Here is a 20,440-nt window from a genome sequence, read left to right on the forward strand (position 1 = left end):
CTAACATAAAATTTGCTTTTTTTTTGAAATTTGTAGCTATCTTTAGTATAATCTTCTGATGAAGAAATATATAAAATTTAACAGCATACTTTTGGAGGATGAAAATTCTTTTTTAAATGCACTGAAGCAAATCACTATTAATCATATTTATGATTTAGAAGATGATTCAGATTGTCAGAGACTTTTTGTTAATATAACTTTATTGCCTGATGAGATAATTGCCCTGCGAGATAACTTTATCCAGCAGATAAAAGATGATTTGAAAATTTCCGATGCTGAATTTCACAAATTTGATGAGCGATATCATGTTTCTACTGTTTTATATAACCATTTAGAAGATATAATACTTTCAGAAAAATTACAACAAATAAAAAAACAGACTATCAAAACAAAAATATCAACAACGAACCTACTATTGGTATCTATTTTGAAAACCATTAATTCTGAGGGAAAATATGGGCAAAGTAGTGAAAAAACCTATGATTTGAAGATGGGTGAAGTTAATGATGAACTTTATCGATACTGCTATGCAATGCAAGAGCTTGAATACCGAAATCAACAGAAAAAATATGAGCAGAATTTTTTAAAACTAAAAGCAAAACTTCTGCAAAAAGAAAGCCTTTTTAGACAAAAGTATATATCACAACATCAAAAGCTTAAGAGAAAAAGAGAGGCTCTAGAACAAGATATTGATCAACTAGAATATCAAATTGTCGAATTAAAAAAAATAGAGAACGAAAGTATTTCGGAATTTTCTGAGTTCGATATTGAACAGTATGAATCTTACAATGAAGACTTTGTTGATAGTGATATTGATACAGAACTTTTATTGCCTTCGAGTCAATTAGATGATATAGAAAAACTTGAAAAACGACTAAAAAATCTGAAATCAGAGCTAGAAAAGCTTGATGTATTGCCCAGAGTTGATGAAAATGAATATCAGAAAAAAATTGACAATCTATATGAAAAAAACAATAACGAACTTAAAGGACTTAGAGAAAAAGTAGTACAGAATTGCCAAGAAACAGAAGATTTAATAGCAAAAAACAAGATGGAAGAGGAAGCTTTTTTTAACCAGCTTGTTAACAAAGATGCCATTCTCCAAAGTGATTGGAATACGTATCTTTATATTCCAGTCAAAAAAAGTACCTCCAAAAGTGATAAAAAAAATCTATCCAACAGTAATCCTTGTATTGTAAGTGATAACATAGAGAAAAAGAGAAAAAAAGATCTTATTTTTCGAAGTTTACAGTACTTAGAAGCATATAATATACTTCATAAAGAGTCTATTTCAGATGAAAAATATGTAAAATACACAATCAACTTAGAAAGTTCGCAAGAACATCCAGTACGAGATACTGAAGTATTGGATAGGTTACTGGAATTATTAAGTGCTTATTTGAAATTTAATTCTACAAGTAATGTGAAGAGTTTTTGGCAGCATATTGATTGGCTTATTGAATATTGGATGCAAGACCCAAGACTCTATTCTACAGTTGCTCAACATGAACTTGCTATCTTGGATGCGTATAATGAGGGACTTGCAATTACAATTAAAACCAAAAAGAAAAAATACTTCCATAATATTATAGATTTTTCTCTCTCATTTGATGGTAATATGGATAAAATAGTTGTATTCTCTTATGATAATCAAGAGATCACTCTAAAGCTGCTTGATATTACTCATATAGAGATAAAAGAACAAGAAAGGGATAAAACAGATCAAAAATTTACTCAACAACAGCAGTTTAAATCACATCTTTCCAAATATAAAATACCGGATAGAGGGGAGTCCAAGGTAATACTTATGGCTGATATTTCTCATTCTGATTTTTTCGATATGAGACCTTTGAAAAATCAGATTATATATAAAACAGAGAACGAGATCAAAAGCTTTTTGAAAAATAATGGAATTGAAGAAGTTCATCCAAATAAAATTTATATTGAGGCTGTTGACACACAAAATAAAGTTATCTATACAGTCAAACGCTGCATCCCTCATGTTAAAATTTTAGAACCAACAGTTATAAAAGAGAAGTTTAACGATATTATTAAATCTATGTGTGACGAGATATAGTTACAATAAGCTCATTTCATCAAAATCACTCTCAACAGTACCATGAAGTTTTTTTTGGATTTCTGTTATTTTTTCCTGATCACTTTTTCTATGTTTTAAATTATTCTTAGCAATGCCAGAGACATAAGAACTGTCTTGAACAAGTTCATCTAGTATAGTTGTTGGCGTATTTGGATTGGATGCTACTTTGCTTCTTACTTCTTTGCTGATGTCTCTGGCTAAAACTGTTAAAATTTTTTCAGTGGCAGATAGATTGGAAGCCAAGTTTATTCTTATATATTCGTCTTCATCAGCAGACAACTCTTCTAATATTTTATTGGGTGCTGATATATTTGTAGACAAAAACTCTTTATATATGCCATTATCAATATAAAAAATAGACTCTAACAAATTTTTTGGAGTATTAGGATTACTGGCAACGCCCATCAGGGCATCTCTTTTTTCGAAAAACATTTTAATTATTTCAAGTGGGCATTTTTCATTAGCAGCAAGGCAATTTCTTACCACAACATAATGTGATTTTAACAATGCAACCATAACTTCCAATGGTGTAGATATATCTGTTGCTAAGGCTATCTGCATATTTTCAGAAAAAGCTGTACTGGCTAATACTGCCTGCTGTACAGCTTCTTGTTCATTTTTTAATAGCTCTTTAAATTCATCTATTGACTTCGTTCTATTTTTAATCTCTTTTATTTTATTGAATTCGCTTTCCATTTATATCCTTAAAAATACCTTCTACTATAAATAAGTCGTTATATGCCTATAGAGTTTCCTTAATCAAAAAGGAGACAAGATGAAAAAGCTTATCACAAAAACTCATACAAATACAATACAAGTTTTATCTTTAGACAAGAACAAGTCTATTGATATCGTAAACGACTCTAATATACTCACATGTGCTTCCATATGCAGTGGTATTGGTGCATTTGAACAGGCATTAAAAAATATAGGTATTACACATATAAATAAATATATGGTAGAGATAGACAAATTTGCTCGCAAGACTTTTGAGGCAAATCATACTGTTGAACACACTTATAAGGATTTAACGCAGTTAGATTCTACAAAAATGCCTTATGTAGATCTATTAATGTTAGGTCTCCCCTGTCAATCATTCAGTATGCAGGGCAAAAGAGCGGGTTTTAATGATACAAGAGGAACCTTAACATTTGATGCCTTAAAAATTGTTAAAGAGACCAAGCCTAAATACATTATCTTTGAAAATGTCAAAGGCATAATCAATCATGATAAGGGTAATACTTTTGAAGTGATTAAGGCTGCATTTGAAGCACTTGATTACAAAATCTATCACAAAGTATTAAACTCAAAGTATTTTGGTTCTGCTCAAAATAGAGAACGTCTTTTTCTTATAGGCATTAGAAAGGATATAAAGCACGGATATGATTTTCCAGAAATTAATGAGACTATTAAATCCGTTAATTCTTACATAAAAACTGGTGTAGATTATTCAGCTCATACTTTTGATGCTTCAAAAAAAGTTCCATTTCCCACTAAAAGAGATACTGACATAATAAAACTCTGGGAACTACCTCATATTAAATACTCTGCAGATAAGCGTATATGCTCTACTAATGGAATAGCTCCTTGTATTGTTGCTTCATCTGCAAAGACAAAGTTCTATGATACAAAAAACAAACTGTTCCGATATCTGACACTCGAAGAGATGGCAGCAATCCAGGGATTTCCATCTGATTTTGTGTTTCCTGTCTCAAATGCTCAGAAGAAAAAACAAATTGGTAACTCTATTACAATTTCTGTACTTGAAGCAATAATCGAAAATCTGCTTTTGCACATAAAGCCGACATCTCCCAAAAGTTCATCAAGAAAAACAGAGCAAAAAACTAAAAGTCTTCTACAAGCTTTAAAAAGTACTGGCAATACCTCAATTAATCTGATGACAACAGGAATTAGGAAAAGACGTAAGCAGGTAGTAGAAAGAACTTCCAAAATTATTGTAAAAAGTATTCATAAACCTTTTGTTTCACAAAATATGTATGTTAACCAGGCACTTCTTAACTACTCAAAGAACAAAGATCTGTTTGATTCCCTGGAGAGAATGAATCAAAGAGAATTGCATACATTTCTCAAAAAAAGAGATCTTGATATTGTGAACTATGATAGTTTTTCTGACAATAGTAATACAAAAAAATGTGTTCTTTTTCCTTATGCCGGTGGCAAGCAAGGTGTAAATAAGACAGATATGCAGCAATTAGCTATCAATGCATTCAAAGAGAAAAAATATACAAAATTTATAGATGTATTTGCCGGTGGTATGGGTGCTACATACAATGTGTTGCCTGTTTTACTGCAAAACAGTATTGAAGAAGTTGTAATCAATGATATCAACAAGTCCATTATCAATGTTTACAGACAAATACAGAGGAAACCAAAACAAGTACAACGTCATTTAGCTTCAATCCCTCTTGACTACTATAAAAAATATGGAAAATTTGCACCTGTAAGCAGAACAGAGGCTCGTGCATTACATGTAAGTATAGAAAAAGAGTTCAAAGAACTTGAAATACAAAAGAAAATGTCACCTAGAAGAGCAGCTTTATTCCTTTTTTTGATTCACAAGTCTACCGGAGCCATGCTGGATTATGATATGAAAACAAAAACCTGTTTTTTTGAGACATCCTATAAAATTATCAATATAGAACTACTGATTAACAAAGTAGCTCTTTATCATAAGATACTTACAAGTACAAAGATTACATTTAAGTCTGTACAGTATCAAACACTATTGAAAAAATATAAAAACAGTTCAGATGCTTTACTACTTATAGATCCTCCCTATATTGAATATTCTGAAAAAGCATCAAACAACAGCTCCTCTTTTACCTATGGAATAGACTTTAACCATAAAGAGCTGCTGAATAAAATGAAAAATATACAGGCAGACTTTATCTATTACAACAATCATAATCCATTAATTGAAAATTTTGCAACAAGATACTCCTATAGATATAGTAAAAATATCAGAACATATGCCAATGGTGTTTTAAAAGATAGAACCAAGGCTGTTGAAGTTTGCATGACAAAACTTCCAAAAAGAAGTAATAAAAGCTCCTCTGGTGAGCAGTTTGAAACTCCATTGGTTGCATAGTATGCTTTATAGAACAAATGTACTTATTATTTTATCAAGCATAAAAAGGAGATTTAAGCCTCCGTAAAAATAAATATTTTTATAGTAGGGACTTGGTACCTGATACCATTCAACAACTTTTTAAAATTTTAGTGATTGAAATTTATGTCTAAAGATATACCAACTAAATCTGGTATATCTTCAGATAAATTTCAATGGATTTTAAAAGTTATAAAATATTTACTATGTGCCTTGTTATAGGCACATATTTATATATTATTCTCTTCTTTTTTGAGCTTCAGTGTATACTTTCATTCCCTCTCTTTTGCCAATGGCTATAACCTTGACAACTAAAACATCATTAACAATCTCATAGACTATGCGAACCTGCTTTTTGGCAACATAGACTTTCCTCAAACCTGAGAGGTTCATATTGTTCTTGTTGCCAAGAAGTTGACCAAGTTCTGGTGAGGCTTTTATCTTCTCTAATTTTTTAAAGACTTCAAGACGAATGGAGTTATTGAGTTTTTTGAGATCCTCTTCGACAAGAGGGTGGTAGATAATCTTGTACATCTTTTATAGCTGACTTTTGCTGATACCAAATTTGGCAGCCATTTCATCTTCAGATATATACTTTGAGAGAGGTGTCTCTTTTCTTTGCTCAATCATATTGTAGATTTCACTGTGTTCGGCAAGTTCCATTGCTTCTTCAAGAGCTTTGAGCCTTTCATATTCATCTGTTGAGATAACAACAGCTTCAAGCTTGTTGTTTTTAAGAATCCCTATCTTTTCAAGAGAATGTTCTTTAATGCTGTTAACTGCACTGCCTATCTGTTTTGTAAAGTCTGTAATGGAGAATAGTTCATTTTGTGCATATTTAACCATTTTATTATCCTTTATATTTACTAGTTAATTTCATTGTTAATATTATACTCTATTTTAGTGTTATTGTAAAATACAACAGAGATAACAAAGGGCTACCGCTGTTGTATAGAATATGGTTTGCTTACTTCTTTTTTATTTTTTGATCTGTTTCGTTGAAATTGTTTGACAATATCCTGCTTGCTTTTATAATTTTGCAGTGAAAAATCTGAAATATGATACTTCTTACCGGCAACATAGATTAAGTCCTCTTTATCTCTGTGAATGTTAATACAGGAAAAATTTACATTTTTTATAAGCTCATGTAAAAATTCTTCTCTGTTTTTTGCAACTTTTAATGCTTCAAGTAAAGCATTCTGCCACCTTGAAGAGACACTTTTAAACTGTTCAATATCAACATAATCTTTTAGAAGTTCAAGTATCTCAGTGTGAGAGCAACCTTTTATCTCCTGAATGTAACTGACAAGATGATAACTGACATCCTTCTTAAAATCATAGAGAACTCCGGATTCACTGAAATGTTGATAAGTATTGCTCATATCTGTTTTTATTTTAGTACCTTTATTGCCATATTCAGTAAAGCAGACACCTTCCAAATCATGAATCAATGATTCATAGTCCAATTCTTTGGAGATAGCTATAATATCATATGAATATATCTCTCTGTCTATTGTATAATTTACTGAGGGTGCTATATAAGTACTGTCTTGATTGAGATTTGTATCCGATGAATGACTTTTTTTGGTTTTTTTATTCTTTGTCGCCATTGGTGTATTATTTTGAATATTATTCCTTGCCTGATCAAGATATTTGGCAAGTGGAACAAGTGATCCTGAGATACTGGTGATATATTTTTCCTCTAAATTATGAGTTGGGTAGTAAAATCTTGCCCGATCAAAGAGAGCCTTTGTATCAATGTATGCATTCATATCAAGATCTTTTACAATCAGAGCCATCATCTCTTTATATATCTCTTTTGATATATCTGCTGGGATTACCTGATCCAAATAGCAAAACACTCTGTATCTCTCTTTGATTGATCCATTTTTATTTTTTAAATGACTTTTGCTTGGAACTATGAGTGCCTTTATTCCTTTTCTGTTTAATACTTTTTGACAATCTTCTATTGTAAAATCAGTTTCATCATTATCAATATCAAGTATAAGCAGGTGATGGTAGCCAAGAATATTTTTTTGTGAACGTCTATTATCTTTAAAACAGGCATTTGAGTATGCATAGTTTTTTACCATTTCAATCAACTCTTCTTGACTATCAATACTTTTTATAAACCAATCCTTTGAGTATATACTCTTTTCATTTTTACATAAACTTATCTTTTCCATATATTTATTATCCTTTGTTCCTTTATAGTTTTAAGCAACAAAGGTAAATAAAATGAAAAATACAAAAAATGAAGATAAATATAGAAGATAGTTTGAACAAAAAAGAAGTAAGCAAACCATATTGTAAACAATGTGTGGAACACATGGAAAATAAAATTTCTTTCATCTATTATTTTTTATTCATTAGATCTACTTTTACAAGGGATGACTTTTGATAGATGAATGTTATTATTATATTTGATAAAAATACATAAATGTATTTTGATAGATTTTATATAGATATCCCTATAATAACTGCATCTATCAAAAGTCATCCTTAAAAAATACAACAAGATTTAAGTCAAAAATCTCCATCAAATACCAAAAGTAAATGAAAATCAAAAAGTTTTCCTTAAAACTAATCTATATATTTAGATTAACGAGGATAGTATGAATACAACAGAAGAAAAAATATCGCTTAAACAGCAGATAAATAATTTGAAAATGAGCAAAAGAAGGGTGACAGACTTTTATAACTCAATTATTAATATATCTCAAATGGGTAAAGAGGTTTTTAACAGCAAAAATGTAAAAAATATTTTTACACTCAATCATATAGATGAATCAATTAAAAACAGTGCAGATATGCAAAAAGAGTATTTAGCAGTTCTCTTAAAAGCAGGCACACCGAATTACAAAGTAGATGCTCCAAATTTTCAGTTCAACTCAAAAGAGAGAGTAAGCTGGATAATTTTAGAGTTTGACGTACAAACCAATCTATCAGAAAATGAAAACATAAGATATACAAGAGAGTATATTGAGTCAGAGATAGGCTTAGAACCTACACTCATAGCAATAGAAGAGTATTATAAAGTTCTTGTAGGCTATTTTTTTCCAAATGCTCCAACAACATTACAAATAAAACGTTTAAAAAAGTATAACTACTTCAAAGATGTCAGGACAGCATTAACTCATAGCTTGGAAGCAAACTGGGATGTAACTGTTGATAAGTACAATGAAACAAAAAGATATAGTAATTTTTTACAAAATGCCTTTTATCTTAGTGGCAATATATTTGAAATAGGTGTATTTCAGGAGATGCTAAATACATATAAAGATTCTCCAATGTTTGAAAAAATAATAAAACAAAAGAAAGCTTATGGTGGTCAAAAGTCTGGCATTACCAAAAGAGCTATGACAGAAACTGAGAGAAGGAGTTTATTGAATTCAGCTAGAGAGAAGAGATCACTTCTATCAAAGTATAAATTCCAAGACACAATTGAACATATAAGAAGGACTGAGAACATACCAAAGTTCACTATCAGTAATATTGTAAAAGTCTCAAAAGAACTGTTTGACAGAGGTTTAAGCCATAGAACAGTGGCTAAGTATTTAAAAGATTTTAAATATACGACTTTTAAGTCGTAATGTATGAATATACTTTTTTTATGATTTGGATCTGAGCTTTACAAATTGGTTGTGGAGTTCTCCCAATTAAAACTATCTATTGCAGATTTTGAAAATATAATTAGAAAAAAAGGATTTTGAAAAAAATGAAAAAAAATATTTTTAGTGCTGAAAGCACCCATGTTATACCCGTAGAAAAAGATATAGAGATAGGAAGTTTAAAAGTTTTGTTTTCACCATTTGAAATTGAAGTGATAACGTCAAGCCTATTTAACTCATATATTATGAAAGATAATATAGCCGTGAGTATCATAGCTAATTTAGAAGATTATTATGCATATGGTGAATTTATATTTGGTCCTCTATCTCGTTATAGTGATATAAAATGTAAAGATATTATTATTCATATTATAGACAAAATACATAAATTATCTGAAAAAGAAGTATTAGAGCTATTAAAATATTTGAAAGTAGGAAATATACAATATGACTTTTAAGTCGTATTGTATGAATATACTTTTTTATGATTTGGATCTGAGCTTTACAAATTGGTTGTGGAGTTCTCCCAATTAAAACTATCTATTGTAGATTTTGAAAATATAGTTAGAAAAAAAGGATTAGGGCATGCATTAACATCTAACTCACAAAAGGAACTGGCTGACTATGCTCAATATAAGAACATATTAATGAAAAGAGTAGTTGCGAATAATCAGTTTACGGGTAGAGAAATATTGGCTAATTTACTTGCATATAATGCAGACTATGAAAACTTGAACTACTATAAGTAGTGTGTAGTTTGATAAGAAGTTGATTGTTTTTAAAAAATGTTGTCTCGTGTTATTATTGAAAATATTCTAAATAATTCCAACTTCACTTAATACACCAACAAACTTTATATTCGCCACTTTAGTTTTGAGTTCTGTTGAACAAGTTGGTGCACTAACCTTTTTTTAGTCGTTTTTTTATGATAAAACTGCTTTTATGTAAGCTTAAATATGTTATCTTTCTTTTATGCTTAATGCTAATAAATAATTTTTTTCGTTAGCAGTTTAAGAAAAATAACAATTTTGAATTATAAAGTGCTGCAGGTACTTCAAACACCTAAAATATTTGGAGATGATAAAATGAAAATAGATGATGGTAATTTAAAAATACCGTTTATAGTGGGCGTAACAGGACATAGAGATTTAACAGAAGAATCTAGGAAAAGTGCACAAGAAGAAGTAGCAGAAGTATTTAAAAATCTAAACAAATTATTACCAAATACAGAGATATATCTACTCTCGCCATTAGCTGATGGTGCCGATAGAATTGTGGCTGAAGCAGCCTTGGATCATAACATAAAACTAATATCACCGTTACCATTTCAAAAAGAAGAATATTTAAATGATTTTAACGATTCCTCAAAAGATGAATTTAATGCACTATTAAAGAAAGCAGAAAAAAGTTATTTTATTGGATATTCAGAAAATACTTCTGACAATAGAGATAAACAGTATGAAAAACTGGGTAAACATATAGCCGATAGTTGTAATTTACTCATTGCTTTGTGGGATGGAAAAGAATCAACAAAAATAGGTGGAACTTCTCAGGTTGTCAAATATAAAGAAACAGGTTTTCAAAATGAGCTGTTTGATGGACTTGATGGAAATGCAATACAATACATTAAAGTAGAGAGAGAAAAAAAACACCAAGAAGAGACCAGCATTAGAGAAAATTACAAATCCGAATTTAAAGCTCTCGGATTTAACATTGACACCAAAGAGGAGTATGATGAACTCTTAGCAGAGTTAGATTCAGCCAATGAGGTAATTATTCAAAACAATAAGTTGCCTTTAAGAGGTAAAAGTCATATTGAAAATTTATGTGAATTTTATTCAGATGTTGCAACCAAATATCAAGATAATTTCAATTCTTCTTCCTTTTTTGTTATTGGATCTGCTTGGTTGGCTGTACTCTCTTTGGAACTACTACATAATTTTCATTTGATGATATTTATGTTTATTTATCTGCTTGTTATCTTGCTGGCTTTTGGCTATTACTATTTTGTTTTTGATAAAGGTGAAAAACAAGATAAATTTCTCTTTTTCAGAGGTTTAAGTGAAGCACTGCGGGTACAAATGTACTGGAATAGAGCTGGAGTCAATGAAAATGTCTCAAAATATTATTTAAAAAAACAGTACTCAAATGTCACATGGCTGAAAATTGCATTAAACAATCTTGTTTTTAGAGAAAAACATGTTTTAGAAACAACAGATAAACCAGATATAAATGAAGTTATACATGAGTGGATTGATGGTCAAATAAATTACTTTAAAGCTGCAATAAAAAAGAGAGAAAAAAACTATGAAAGATTAGAAAAATTGGAAAAATATTTTTATAATTTAGGCTTGGTATCTTTAATAATCACATTTGCGATCTTTTTAGTTTATCATTTTACACATGAATATGAATTTATATTCCATGTTGGTCTTTTTGTGTCAGGTATGTCCCTTGTAACCGCTGGATTTATAGGAGAGAAATTTTTATATCTCAAAGGACACAAAGAAGCATTGCATAATTTTAGAATTATGGATAAAATATTTAAAAAAGCAAGAAATCTACTCAGTAACAATCAAACTGACAGTAAGAAAATTTTATTAGAACTTGGGAAAGAAGCTCTTGATGAAAATAGTCTTTGGGTTTCGCTGCACTACAGCAGAAAACTAAAACCATCTATGGAGTAATATTTATGACAAAAACATTCAGACTGTTTATAAGTTCAACATTTAGTGACTTTCAAGAAGAGAGAGCTTTGCTTCAAACAAAAGTTTTCCCAAAAATAAAAGAGTATGCTATAGAACAGGGTTATAGTTTTCAACCTATAGATTTAAGATGGGGAGTAAGCAATGAAGCACAGCTTGACCAAAAGACCCTTGAACTCTGTTTGAGTGAAGTTCAAGCTTGTAAGACATATCCACATCCAAACTTTTTGATTATGATTGGAAATCGATATGGCTGGGTGCCTCTTCCTTATGCCATAGAAAAAGATGAGTTTGAGGAACTCTTTGAACTTTTAAACAGTGAAAAAAAAGAGTATATTAGTCAATGGTATAAATTAGACTTAAACAACATTCCGCCTTCATATATATTACAAGAGAGAGTCGGTGAATATGTCAAATATGAGACTTGGGTAGAGGTAGAAGACGAGTTAAGAGATATTTTACAAACAGCGGTAAACAGTTCAAAACTTGACGATGATAAAAAGAGAAAATACTTTTTATCGGCTACTGAAGCAGAAGTTGAAGAGGGAATCATTTCATACAACAAACCAACACCTTTTCAAAAAACAGAACTCTTGAAAAAAAATAAGGAACTGGCAAGTATAGACCCAGAACATATATTTGGATTTATAAGAGATATAGAAAAAAACTCACAAACTACAAATTTTTTCTATGATGAAAACCAAGAGAATGTAAATAAATTTAAAGAGAGACTAGAAGATGTTTTAATAGATGAAAATCTTTTAAAATCACAAACAAAACAAAAAGATGAAAAAAGCTTAGAAAATGACTACCTCAATGAGTTTGAAAAAAGAGTTTACAACTTTTTACGCAAACAAATAGATGAACAAAAAAAACAAGATAAACAAAAAGTTTATAGTGATTTAGAAGTAGAGCTACAAGCACAACAGTACTTTGCTACGCAAAAGAGAAAAAACTTTTTAGGGCAAGAAGATATTTTAAAGAAGATAGACTCCTACATATCAGACAACGACAACACGAATGTTTTTGTTCTTTATGGAGAATCTGGCAAAGGTAAATCAGCCATAATCTCAAAAGCTGTTGAACGTGCAGAGACAAAGCAGCAAAAAAAAGTGTTCTACAGATTTGTCGGTGCAACTGCACATTCAAACTCTACCAAAGAGATACTTGTAAGTATATTTGATGAAATGGGCATAAGTATAGAACTTGAAGATCCAGAAGAGAGAAAAAACGAAACTTTTGAAGAGTTTAGTGAAAGAGTCTATGACTATATACAGGCTATAAAAGATGATGTGGTTATATTTATAGATGCTATTGACCAGATACAAAACGAAGATTACTTTTTATGGCTTCCACAAAAACTCCCTCATAATGTAAAAATAATCATCTCTGCTTTAGATGATGAAAAATATGAAGATGATTCAAAGTATTTTGCAACATTAAAAGAAAAAACATCTACATTGTGTTATGTCGGCTCTTTTGAAGCAGTAGATGAGTTACTTACCAAGCTACTTGCTTTGCATAACAGAAGAGTTGATGAGCAACAAAAAACATATTTTTTAGAGCAGTACAACAAGGTAAATTCACCACTATACATAAACATAGCAGTCCAAGAGATGAAAAACTGGAAAAGTGGAGATACCACCCAAAAGCTTTCTGACACACAAGTAGGAATTATCAGTGAGTTTATAAACAACCTTACAGAGTTTTACCATCATAATGCAGACTTTGTATCGAGAGTACTTGGTTACATCTATGCATCAAGGGATGGACTCAGTGAGAGTGAGCTTTTAACTCTTTTGGCACAAGATAAAGCATTCATCAAAGAAATGGCACCGGAGGATTATCATAAAAATCCAAACAAAGAGCTTCCTCTCATTCACTGGAGTAGACTGCAAACACAGCTTAGTCCATTTTTTCGCATAAATACTCAAGATAATGAAGACCTAATATACTTTTTTCATAGAGAATTTGAAGATATCATAGCAAAACAGCCTAACCAACAAAAAGAACATGAAAGCGTTATTAAAGCTACTCAGACCATACTTTTCAAAAATCGAAATCTAAGTTTTAACACGACAAGATGGGGGAAACTCTATGCCAGTCTCATTACAGAGTATTATTTAAGGTATGATGGCAAAGAAAAGCAAAAAGAGTTTTGTGAATTTTTAGCAAATGATGATGCATTGCAAGATGAGTGGCTGGAGAGTTTTTTCATATATTTAAATGATATTGGAATAAATCACTATAAACATAACCGTATGCATGAAGCTTTAGCATATGCAGAGAGCAATTTACAAATGAGTGCAAAACTCTATAATAAAAATCCAGATAGATGGGTAAAAGATTATACAAAAGCACTAAGTAATTTAGCTTCCTCTTATCAAAAAATAAATCGTATAGATGATGCAATGGCATTGGAGGAAAAATTTTTAGAGATACTAGAGGATTTATATAGTAAAAATCCAGATAGATGGGCAGAAGGTTATACAACAGCATTAAATAGTTTAGCTATTTCTTATAAAAATATAAATCGTATAGATGATGCGATAGTATTAGAGAAAAAATCTTTAGAGACAGTTGAAGCACTCTATAATAAAGATCCAGATAGATTGTCAGAAGCTTACGCAGTAGCACTAAATCATTTAGCTTCCTCTTACAGAGAAATAGATCGTATAGATGATGCAATAGTATTGGGGGAAAAAATTTTAGAGATACTAGAGGATTTATATAGTAAAAATCCAGATAGATGGGTAGAAGCTTACACAATAACACTAAATACTTTAGCTCTCTCTTACAGAGAAATAAATCGTATAGATGATGCAATGGCATTGGAGGAAAAATCTTTAGAGATACTAGAGGATTTATATAGTAAAAATCCAGATAGATGGGTAGAAAATTATACAAAAGCACTAAGTAATTTAGCTTCCTCTTATCAAAAAATAAATCGTATAGATGATGCAATGGCATTGGAGGAAAAATTTTTAGAGATACTAGAGGATTTATATAGTAAAAATCCAGATAGATGGGTAGAAGATTATACAACAGCATTAAATAATTTAGCTATTTCTTATAAAAATATAAATCGTATAGATGATGCAATAGTGTTAGGGGAAAAATCTTTAGAGATACTGGAGGAACTCTACAGTAAAAATCCAGATAGATGGTCAGAAGGTTATACAAGAGCACTAAGTAATTTAGCTGTCTTGTATCAAGAAATAGATCGTATAGATGATGCAATAGTATTAGGGGAAAAATCTTTAGAGATACGAGAGATACTCTATAGTAAAAATCCAGATAGGTGGGCAGAAGCTTACACAATAGCACTACATACTTTAGCTTCCTCTTACAGAGAAATAAATCGTATGGATGATGCAGTAATATTAGGGGAAAAATTTTTAGAGATACGAGAGATACTCTACAGTAAAAATCCAGATAGGTGGGCAGAAAATTACACAGTAGCACTAAATTATTTAGCTGGCTCTTATAGAGAAATAAATCGTATGGATGATGCAATAGTGTTAGGGGAAAAATCTTTAGAGATACTGGAGGAACTCTACAGTAAAAATCCAGATAGATGGGCAGAAGGTTATACAAGAGCACTAAATAACTTAGCTGTCTCTTATAAAAATATAAATCGTATTGATGATGCAATAGTGTTAGGGGAAAAATCTTTAGAGATACGAGAGGAACTCTACAGTAAAAATCCAGACAGATGGGCAGAAGGTTACACAACAGCACTGGGTAATTTAGCTTTTTCTTATAAAAATATAAATCGTATGGATGATGCAATAGCGTTAGAAGAAAAATCTTTAGAGATACAAAAGGAACTCTACAGTAAAAATCCAGACAGATGGGCAGAAAATTACACAACAGCACTGGGTAATTTAGCTTTTTCTTATAAAAATATAAATCGTATGGATGATGCAATAGCGTTAGAAGAAAAATCTTTAGAGATACAAAAGGAACTCTACAGTAAAAATCCAGACAGATGGGCAGAAAATTACACAACAGCACTGGGTAATTTAGCTATTTCTTATAAAAATATAAATCGTATGGATGATGCAATAGCGTTAGAAGAAAAATCTTTAGAGATACGAGAGGAACTCTACAGTAAAAATCCAGACAGATGGGCAGAAAATTACACAATAGCACTAAATAACTTAGCTGCCTCTTATAAAAATATAAATCGTATGGATGATGCAATAGTATTGGAGGAAAAATTTTTAGAGATACTAGAGGAACTCTACAGTAAAAATCCAGACAGATGGTCAGAAGGTTATACAATAGCACTAAGTACTTTAGCTGTCTTGTATCAAGAAATAGATCGTATAGATGATGCAGTAATATTAGGGGAAAAATCTTTAGAGATACTGGAGGAACTCTATAGTAAAAATCCAGATAGATGGGCAGGAAATTATACAACAACATTAAATAATTTAGCTATTTCTTATAAAAATATAAATCGTATGGATGATGCAATAGCGTTAGAAGAAAAATCTTTAGAGATACAAGAGGAACTCTACAGTAAAAATCCAGATAGATTGGCAGGAAATTATACAACAGCATTAAATAATTTAGCTATTTCATTTCACTATGAAAAAAAGGTTGACAAAGTTGTAAAGTATGCAAAAATTTTAATAGCTATATGCGAAGAACATAATATGCAAAATACCCAAGAATATAAAAATGCAATACAGTTGCTAGATTGGTACAGCTAAAACTACAAGGTTAACTATGATAAAAAAATTTATACACTCAAAAAATAAAATCCATTTTCTAGTGCAGCATAAGGGGGAGTTATCAACTTTTTTTGCTGTGCTTACTGTTGCGCTTGGGGTTTATGGGTACTATGGTGTTTTTGAAGGAGAAAAATACTCTTTTTATACTAAAGTTTTTTGTTCTTTTTCTAAAGCAGTTCAGCTTTTTGGGCTTAGTTTTCCTGAAGCACAACAACAAAACATCTATACGATTTTGGCATCTTTTACTGCCATTGTTACCATAATGCTTACGGCTATGCTGTTTTTCTTTAAAAAACAGGTAGATCGGCAAATATTTAAAAAGATTAGTAAAAATGAGCATATAGGAGTATTTGGTTTAGGAGACATTACGAAAGCTTTTTTGGATGATGACATAGATATGGGTGTTGTTATTGTAGAAAAAGATGAAACTTCTGTAGATGACTATAGAGCAAGAGGTTTTGGGGTAAAAGTAGGTGATGCATTTAATGAGCAACTTTTACAAAAAGATTTAAAATTTGACAATATGAAATATGCACTCATAGCTTTTGGTGATGATAAAACAAATATAGAATTTGCAAAAAAAGTTATAGATATTTACAAAAACAAGACTCCCATAAAACTCATTATCCATATTAACGATAAGGATTTGACGAGACTCTTTCACAAAAGTTTAATGATAAAGAACGATCAAAATCTAAAGATCAATGTCAAAACATTTTCATACTATGAAGAGTGTGCAAGAGATCTTTTTGATAAGCATTATATAGATGGCGATAGTATGAAGTATGTAAATTCATCAGAAACATTTGAGACTGTTTTGTTGGGAGATAATGAATTAATTAAGCGAGTGGTCTATAAAATCATATCATTATCTCATCTTCCAAATCAAAATAAACATATTATTTATATTGTAAACAAAAAAGCTTCAACATTACTTGAGCACATAAAAAACTACATAAACTATGATGAAGACAATGGTACGGCAAAGTTTCCAACTATAGAGCTAAAAGCAATAGATATAGATTATGACAAACAAGATTTTTATTTGAATAATATATGGAAAAGAGCTAATATAGAAAATATAATTTGCTGTTATGATGATGAAAGCATAAATATAAAACTTGGAATAATGCTTCATGATAAGATTTATCTATCTGATACTGTAAATGATAAAAAAGTACCAAAAATAATAATAGGGGTATTTTCTGAGTTAATGTTAAGTAGATTTATAAATGATGATAAAGAAGATTTTAAAAATATTTTTACATTTGGTAATAAAAGAGACATTATAACAGTTAAACACTTATACAACGAAACAGTAGATGAAATAGCAAAGCTTATACACTCTGGGTATGGAGACGAATATCAACCTGATGTTTTAAAGAACAATAGAGAAGAGATAGAAAAAAAATGGTTTGAAACTACAAGATTTAGCGATAAAATATCAAATATTGCGCAAGCAAGGCATATCAATATAAAATTAAAATCTCTTGGATTAAAAATGTTAAAATGTACATTAAACTGCACAGCAGAGGAACTAAGAGATAGAAATAGATCGTTATTAAACAAAGCTTTAGAGGGCAAAAGAGATTTTGATGATGAGACTTTTACAAAATATTCGTTAGAACTAAAGAAAGTGTGGAATAAGGAAGACTATAAAGTTTACTACTGGCCTGCAGATTTTGACAGTAATCTTTTTAATAAACTGGTAAGGGCAGAACACAATAGATGGAATGCCCACCATTACCTGGAAGGTTGGAAATACTCTAAAGAAAAAAACAAGAAAGCTAAAGAGCATGATTGTCTATTGCCTCTTGAAAAATTTGATAAAGATAATATAAAAATTACAGTCATTTATGATGCATATTCGATTTTATATTTACCAAATTATTTGGCTAATACAGGGTATGTGATTGAATGGCTATAATGATAAAGAACTTCATCAACTTGGATTATCCTCTACAAAAATACTAAAACTTTTAGATATAGATGAAACACAACAAAGCTTAGGGACATCTATCAAAAATAAAATATCTGTATAATTAATAGTGAAAATTTGATATAATTTACAAAAATTATATTAAAAAGGCTATCACTATATGGGTTCTTGGAAGAAAAAAAAAGATGATTTTTTAGTTGTTGAAAATACAACATATAACTTAAATGGTACTAGCAAAAGAGTTCTTAAAAAAGATATAGAAGTTTATCCTGAAAACGAGAATGAAACATTAGCGGAAGCCGCAAAATTAAAAGTTGATTTATATGCTGAACAAATTGAAACATCACCAATACAACAAAATCAATCTAGTAATATTGCAGTACTTCAAGTAAAAAAGAATATAACTGTAAAAGAGTTAGCTGAACTTTATAATATTTCAAAAACTTCACAACAAAATTATAGAAGTAGATTGTATGACCCTTTACCATACCATCAAAAAGTAAAGGGTGGGAAGATTACTTATATAGTAGAAGAAGTTGAAAAATGGCTAAAAAACCAGCATAGATAACAAGTGTATTTAATATTTTCAACTCATTCTAATGCATTACAAAGTGTATAAAAAAGTGTATAAACATATCTTAACATACATAAAATAGGGATAAAAAAGGATTTTAAGCATATGGCGATGCAATGCTTATTCTCTAAGCACCGCTGTTTCAGCTTCTTGTAATTAAATTATTCTCTTTGATTTTTTTGATAATACTGCTTAAAAAAGAGACTTTCTTCTCTTCATCGGCAAGAAGAGAGACTGCACCAAGATTGAATTTTTCCATTTTGGAATCCAGATAGCCTGTATTAAATTTTCCTGCTCTAAACTCTTCATCCCGTACAATTTCTCTGTGAAGAACAATATTTGTTTTGAATCCTTCAATATAGAACTCATCCAGTGCTCTTTTGGCTTTTCTCACAGCACCCTCCCAGTCCAGAGACCAGACTATGAGTTTTCCAAGCATAGAATCATAACATGTAGGCAATTCATAGCCTGCATAAAGGCTTGTATCAAGACGCACGCCCGGTCCTCCAGGTGTCAGATATTTTGTAACCGTACCGGCAGTTGGCATAAAGTTGTTTTGCGGATCTTCAGAATTGATTCTAAATTCAATGGAATAGCCTCGAAACTGTATCTCTTCTTGTAAAAATTTCAATTTGTCTCCGCCGGCAATCTCTATCATTCTTTGTATAATATCCACACCTGTAATCGTTTCAGTTACAGGATGTTCCACCTGCACTCTGGTGTTCATTTCTATAAAATAAATATTATCCTGTTCGTCAACCAAAAACTCTACTGTTCCGACACTTTCATACCCCAGTCTGAACATTGCTTTGATGGAAACTCTGTAGAGTTCTTTGCGAACCGCATCATTAAGCAGTGGCGACGGTGCAATTTCAATAACTTTTTGGTGACGACGCTGAATCGAGCAGTCTCTCTCTCCCAAATGCACAATATTGCCATATTTGTCAGCAACAATCTGGACTTCGATATGACGAGGATTTTCAACATATTTTTCTATAAAAACATCCCCTTTTCCAAAATATTTCACCGCTTCATTTGTAGCAGATTCAAACATTTTAGAAAACTCTTTTGCCTGCTTGACAATTCTCATTCCTCTGCCGCCGCCGCCGAATGCAGCTTTGATAATTACAGGAAACCCTATCTCTTTGGCAATTTTTTCACCCTCTTTAACATCTATAACCGGTGTGTCAGTCCCTTCTAAGACAGGAACACCGATTTTTTTCATCGCAACTTTGGAAGCCATTTTGTCACCAAAAAGTTCAATGTGCTCTGGTTTGGGACCTATGAAAATTATACCGTTCTCTTCACAGGCTCTGGCGAATTCAGCACTTTCAGATAAAAATCCGTATCCCGGATGTATGGCATCGCAGTTTGCTTTTTTTGCCATTGAAATTATTCTGTCATAGTTCAAATATGCTTCAATAGGATTCCCCATTATAGGATAGCATTCATCTGCCTTGGCAACCCAGACGCCTTCCACATCAACTTCTGAAAACACAACGACTGTTTTTATTTCCAACTCTTTACACGCACGAATAATTCTCAGCGCTATTTCGCCTCTGTTTGCGATCAACATTTTAGATATTTTTTGCTTCATGTGATTCTCCAATATTTTAAACTGCAGTATTATAAAGTTTTAAAAAA

14 protein-coding genes are annotated in these 20,440 nt (G+C 30.9%); 9 read left to right on the forward strand and 5 right to left on the reverse strand.

Annotated features, from left to right (window positions below; translation table 11 throughout):
* Positions 1-58 precede the first annotated feature (58 nt).
* Positions 59-2,077 carry a coiled-coil domain-containing protein gene (locus tag ACM66U_RS09400; protein ID WP_418640619.1) on the forward strand — a complete coding sequence of 673 codons (2,019 nt, stop codon included), beginning with the start codon at positions 59-61 and terminating at the stop codon, positions 2,075-2,077.
* Here the strand turns inward: ACM66U_RS09400 and ACM66U_RS09405 are convergent, their stop codons facing one another.
* Positions 2,078-2,794: a hypothetical protein gene (locus tag ACM66U_RS09405; protein ID WP_418640620.1), complete on the reverse strand. Its 717-nt coding sequence runs from the start codon at positions 2,792-2,794 to the stop codon at positions 2,078-2,080.
* A gap of 79 nt (positions 2,795-2,873) precedes the next feature.
* Here ACM66U_RS09405 and dcm point away from each other — a divergent pair, with 79 nt between their 5' ends.
* Positions 2,874-5,207, forward strand: coding sequence for a DNA (cytosine-5-)-methyltransferase (dcm, locus tag ACM66U_RS09410; protein ID WP_418640621.1), 2,334 nt, complete (start codon positions 2,874-2,876; stop codon positions 5,205-5,207).
* Between the two features lie 255 nt (positions 5,208-5,462).
* Here dcm and ACM66U_RS09415 read toward each other — a convergent pair whose 3' ends face one another.
* From ACM66U_RS09415 to ACM66U_RS09425, 3 genes are all read right to left on the reverse strand, one after another.
* Positions 5,463-5,759 carry a type II toxin-antitoxin system RelE family toxin gene (locus ACM66U_RS09415; RefSeq protein ID WP_418640622.1) on the reverse strand — a complete coding sequence of 99 codons (297 nt, stop codon included), beginning with the start codon at positions 5,757-5,759 and terminating at the stop codon, positions 5,463-5,465.
* Positions 5,760-5,762: 3 nt separating this feature from the next.
* Positions 5,763-6,071, reverse strand: a complete 309-nt coding sequence (locus ACM66U_RS09420; RefSeq protein WP_418640623.1) for a hypothetical protein — start codon at positions 6,069-6,071, stop codon at positions 5,763-5,765.
* Positions 6,072-6,163: 92 nt separating this feature from the next.
* A complete protein-coding gene (locus tag ACM66U_RS09425; protein ID WP_418640624.1) occupies positions 6,164-7,411 on the reverse strand; it encodes a hypothetical protein in 1,248 nt (415 codons plus the stop codon).
* 429 nt (positions 7,412-7,840) lie between these two features.
* Here ACM66U_RS09425 and ACM66U_RS09430 point away from each other — a divergent pair, with 429 nt between their 5' ends.
* The 7 genes from ACM66U_RS09430 to ACM66U_RS09460 all read left to right on the forward strand — a co-directional run bounded on the left by ACM66U_RS09430 (position 7,841) and on the right by ACM66U_RS09460 (position 18,790).
* Positions 7,841-8,818 carry a hypothetical protein gene (locus ACM66U_RS09430; RefSeq protein WP_418640625.1) on the forward strand — a complete coding sequence of 326 codons (978 nt, stop codon included), beginning with the start codon at positions 7,841-7,843 and terminating at the stop codon, positions 8,816-8,818.
* Positions 8,819-8,943: 125 nt separating this feature from the next.
* Entirely contained in the window at positions 8,944-9,294 is a 351-nt protein-coding gene (locus ACM66U_RS09435; RefSeq protein WP_418640626.1) for a hypothetical protein, read from the forward strand.
* Positions 9,295-9,351: 57 nt separating this feature from the next.
* On the forward strand, positions 9,352-9,585 hold the full coding sequence (locus tag ACM66U_RS09440) for a hypothetical protein (protein ID WP_418640627.1): 234 nt from the start codon (positions 9,352-9,354) through the stop codon (positions 9,583-9,585).
* Between the two features lie 279 nt (positions 9,586-9,864).
* A complete protein-coding gene (locus ACM66U_RS09445) occupies positions 9,865-11,523 on the forward strand; it encodes a hypothetical protein (protein ID WP_418640628.1) in 1,659 nt (552 codons plus the stop codon).
* Between the two features lie 5 nt (positions 11,524-11,528).
* Positions 11,529-16,262 (forward strand): tetratricopeptide repeat protein, encoded by a 4,734-nt coding sequence (locus tag ACM66U_RS09450; protein ID WP_418640629.1) that lies wholly within the window; start codon positions 11,529-11,531, stop codon positions 16,260-16,262.
* A gap of 16 nt (positions 16,263-16,278) precedes the next feature.
* Entirely contained in the window at positions 16,279-18,210 is a 1,932-nt protein-coding gene (locus ACM66U_RS09455) for an NAD-binding protein (protein WP_418640630.1), read from the forward strand.
* A gap of 172 nt (positions 18,211-18,382) precedes the next feature.
* Positions 18,383-18,790, forward strand: a complete 408-nt coding sequence (locus tag ACM66U_RS09460; protein ID WP_418640631.1) for a helix-turn-helix domain-containing protein — start codon at positions 18,383-18,385, stop codon at positions 18,788-18,790.
* Between the two features lie 148 nt (positions 18,791-18,938).
* On the opposite strand, the gene ACM66U_RS09465 is transcribed toward ACM66U_RS09460, so the two are convergent.
* Positions 18,939-20,393, reverse strand: coding sequence for an acetyl-CoA carboxylase biotin carboxylase subunit (locus ACM66U_RS09465; protein ID WP_346389856.1), 1,455 nt, complete (start codon positions 20,391-20,393; stop codon positions 18,939-18,941).
* Between the last annotated feature and the right edge of the window lie 47 nt (positions 20,394-20,440).

The organism is Sulfurimonas sp. ST-27, assembly GCF_048081595.1.
GTDB classification, from domain to species: Bacteria; Campylobacterota; Campylobacteria; order Campylobacterales; family Sulfurimonadaceae; genus Sulfurimonas; species Sulfurimonas hydrogeniphila.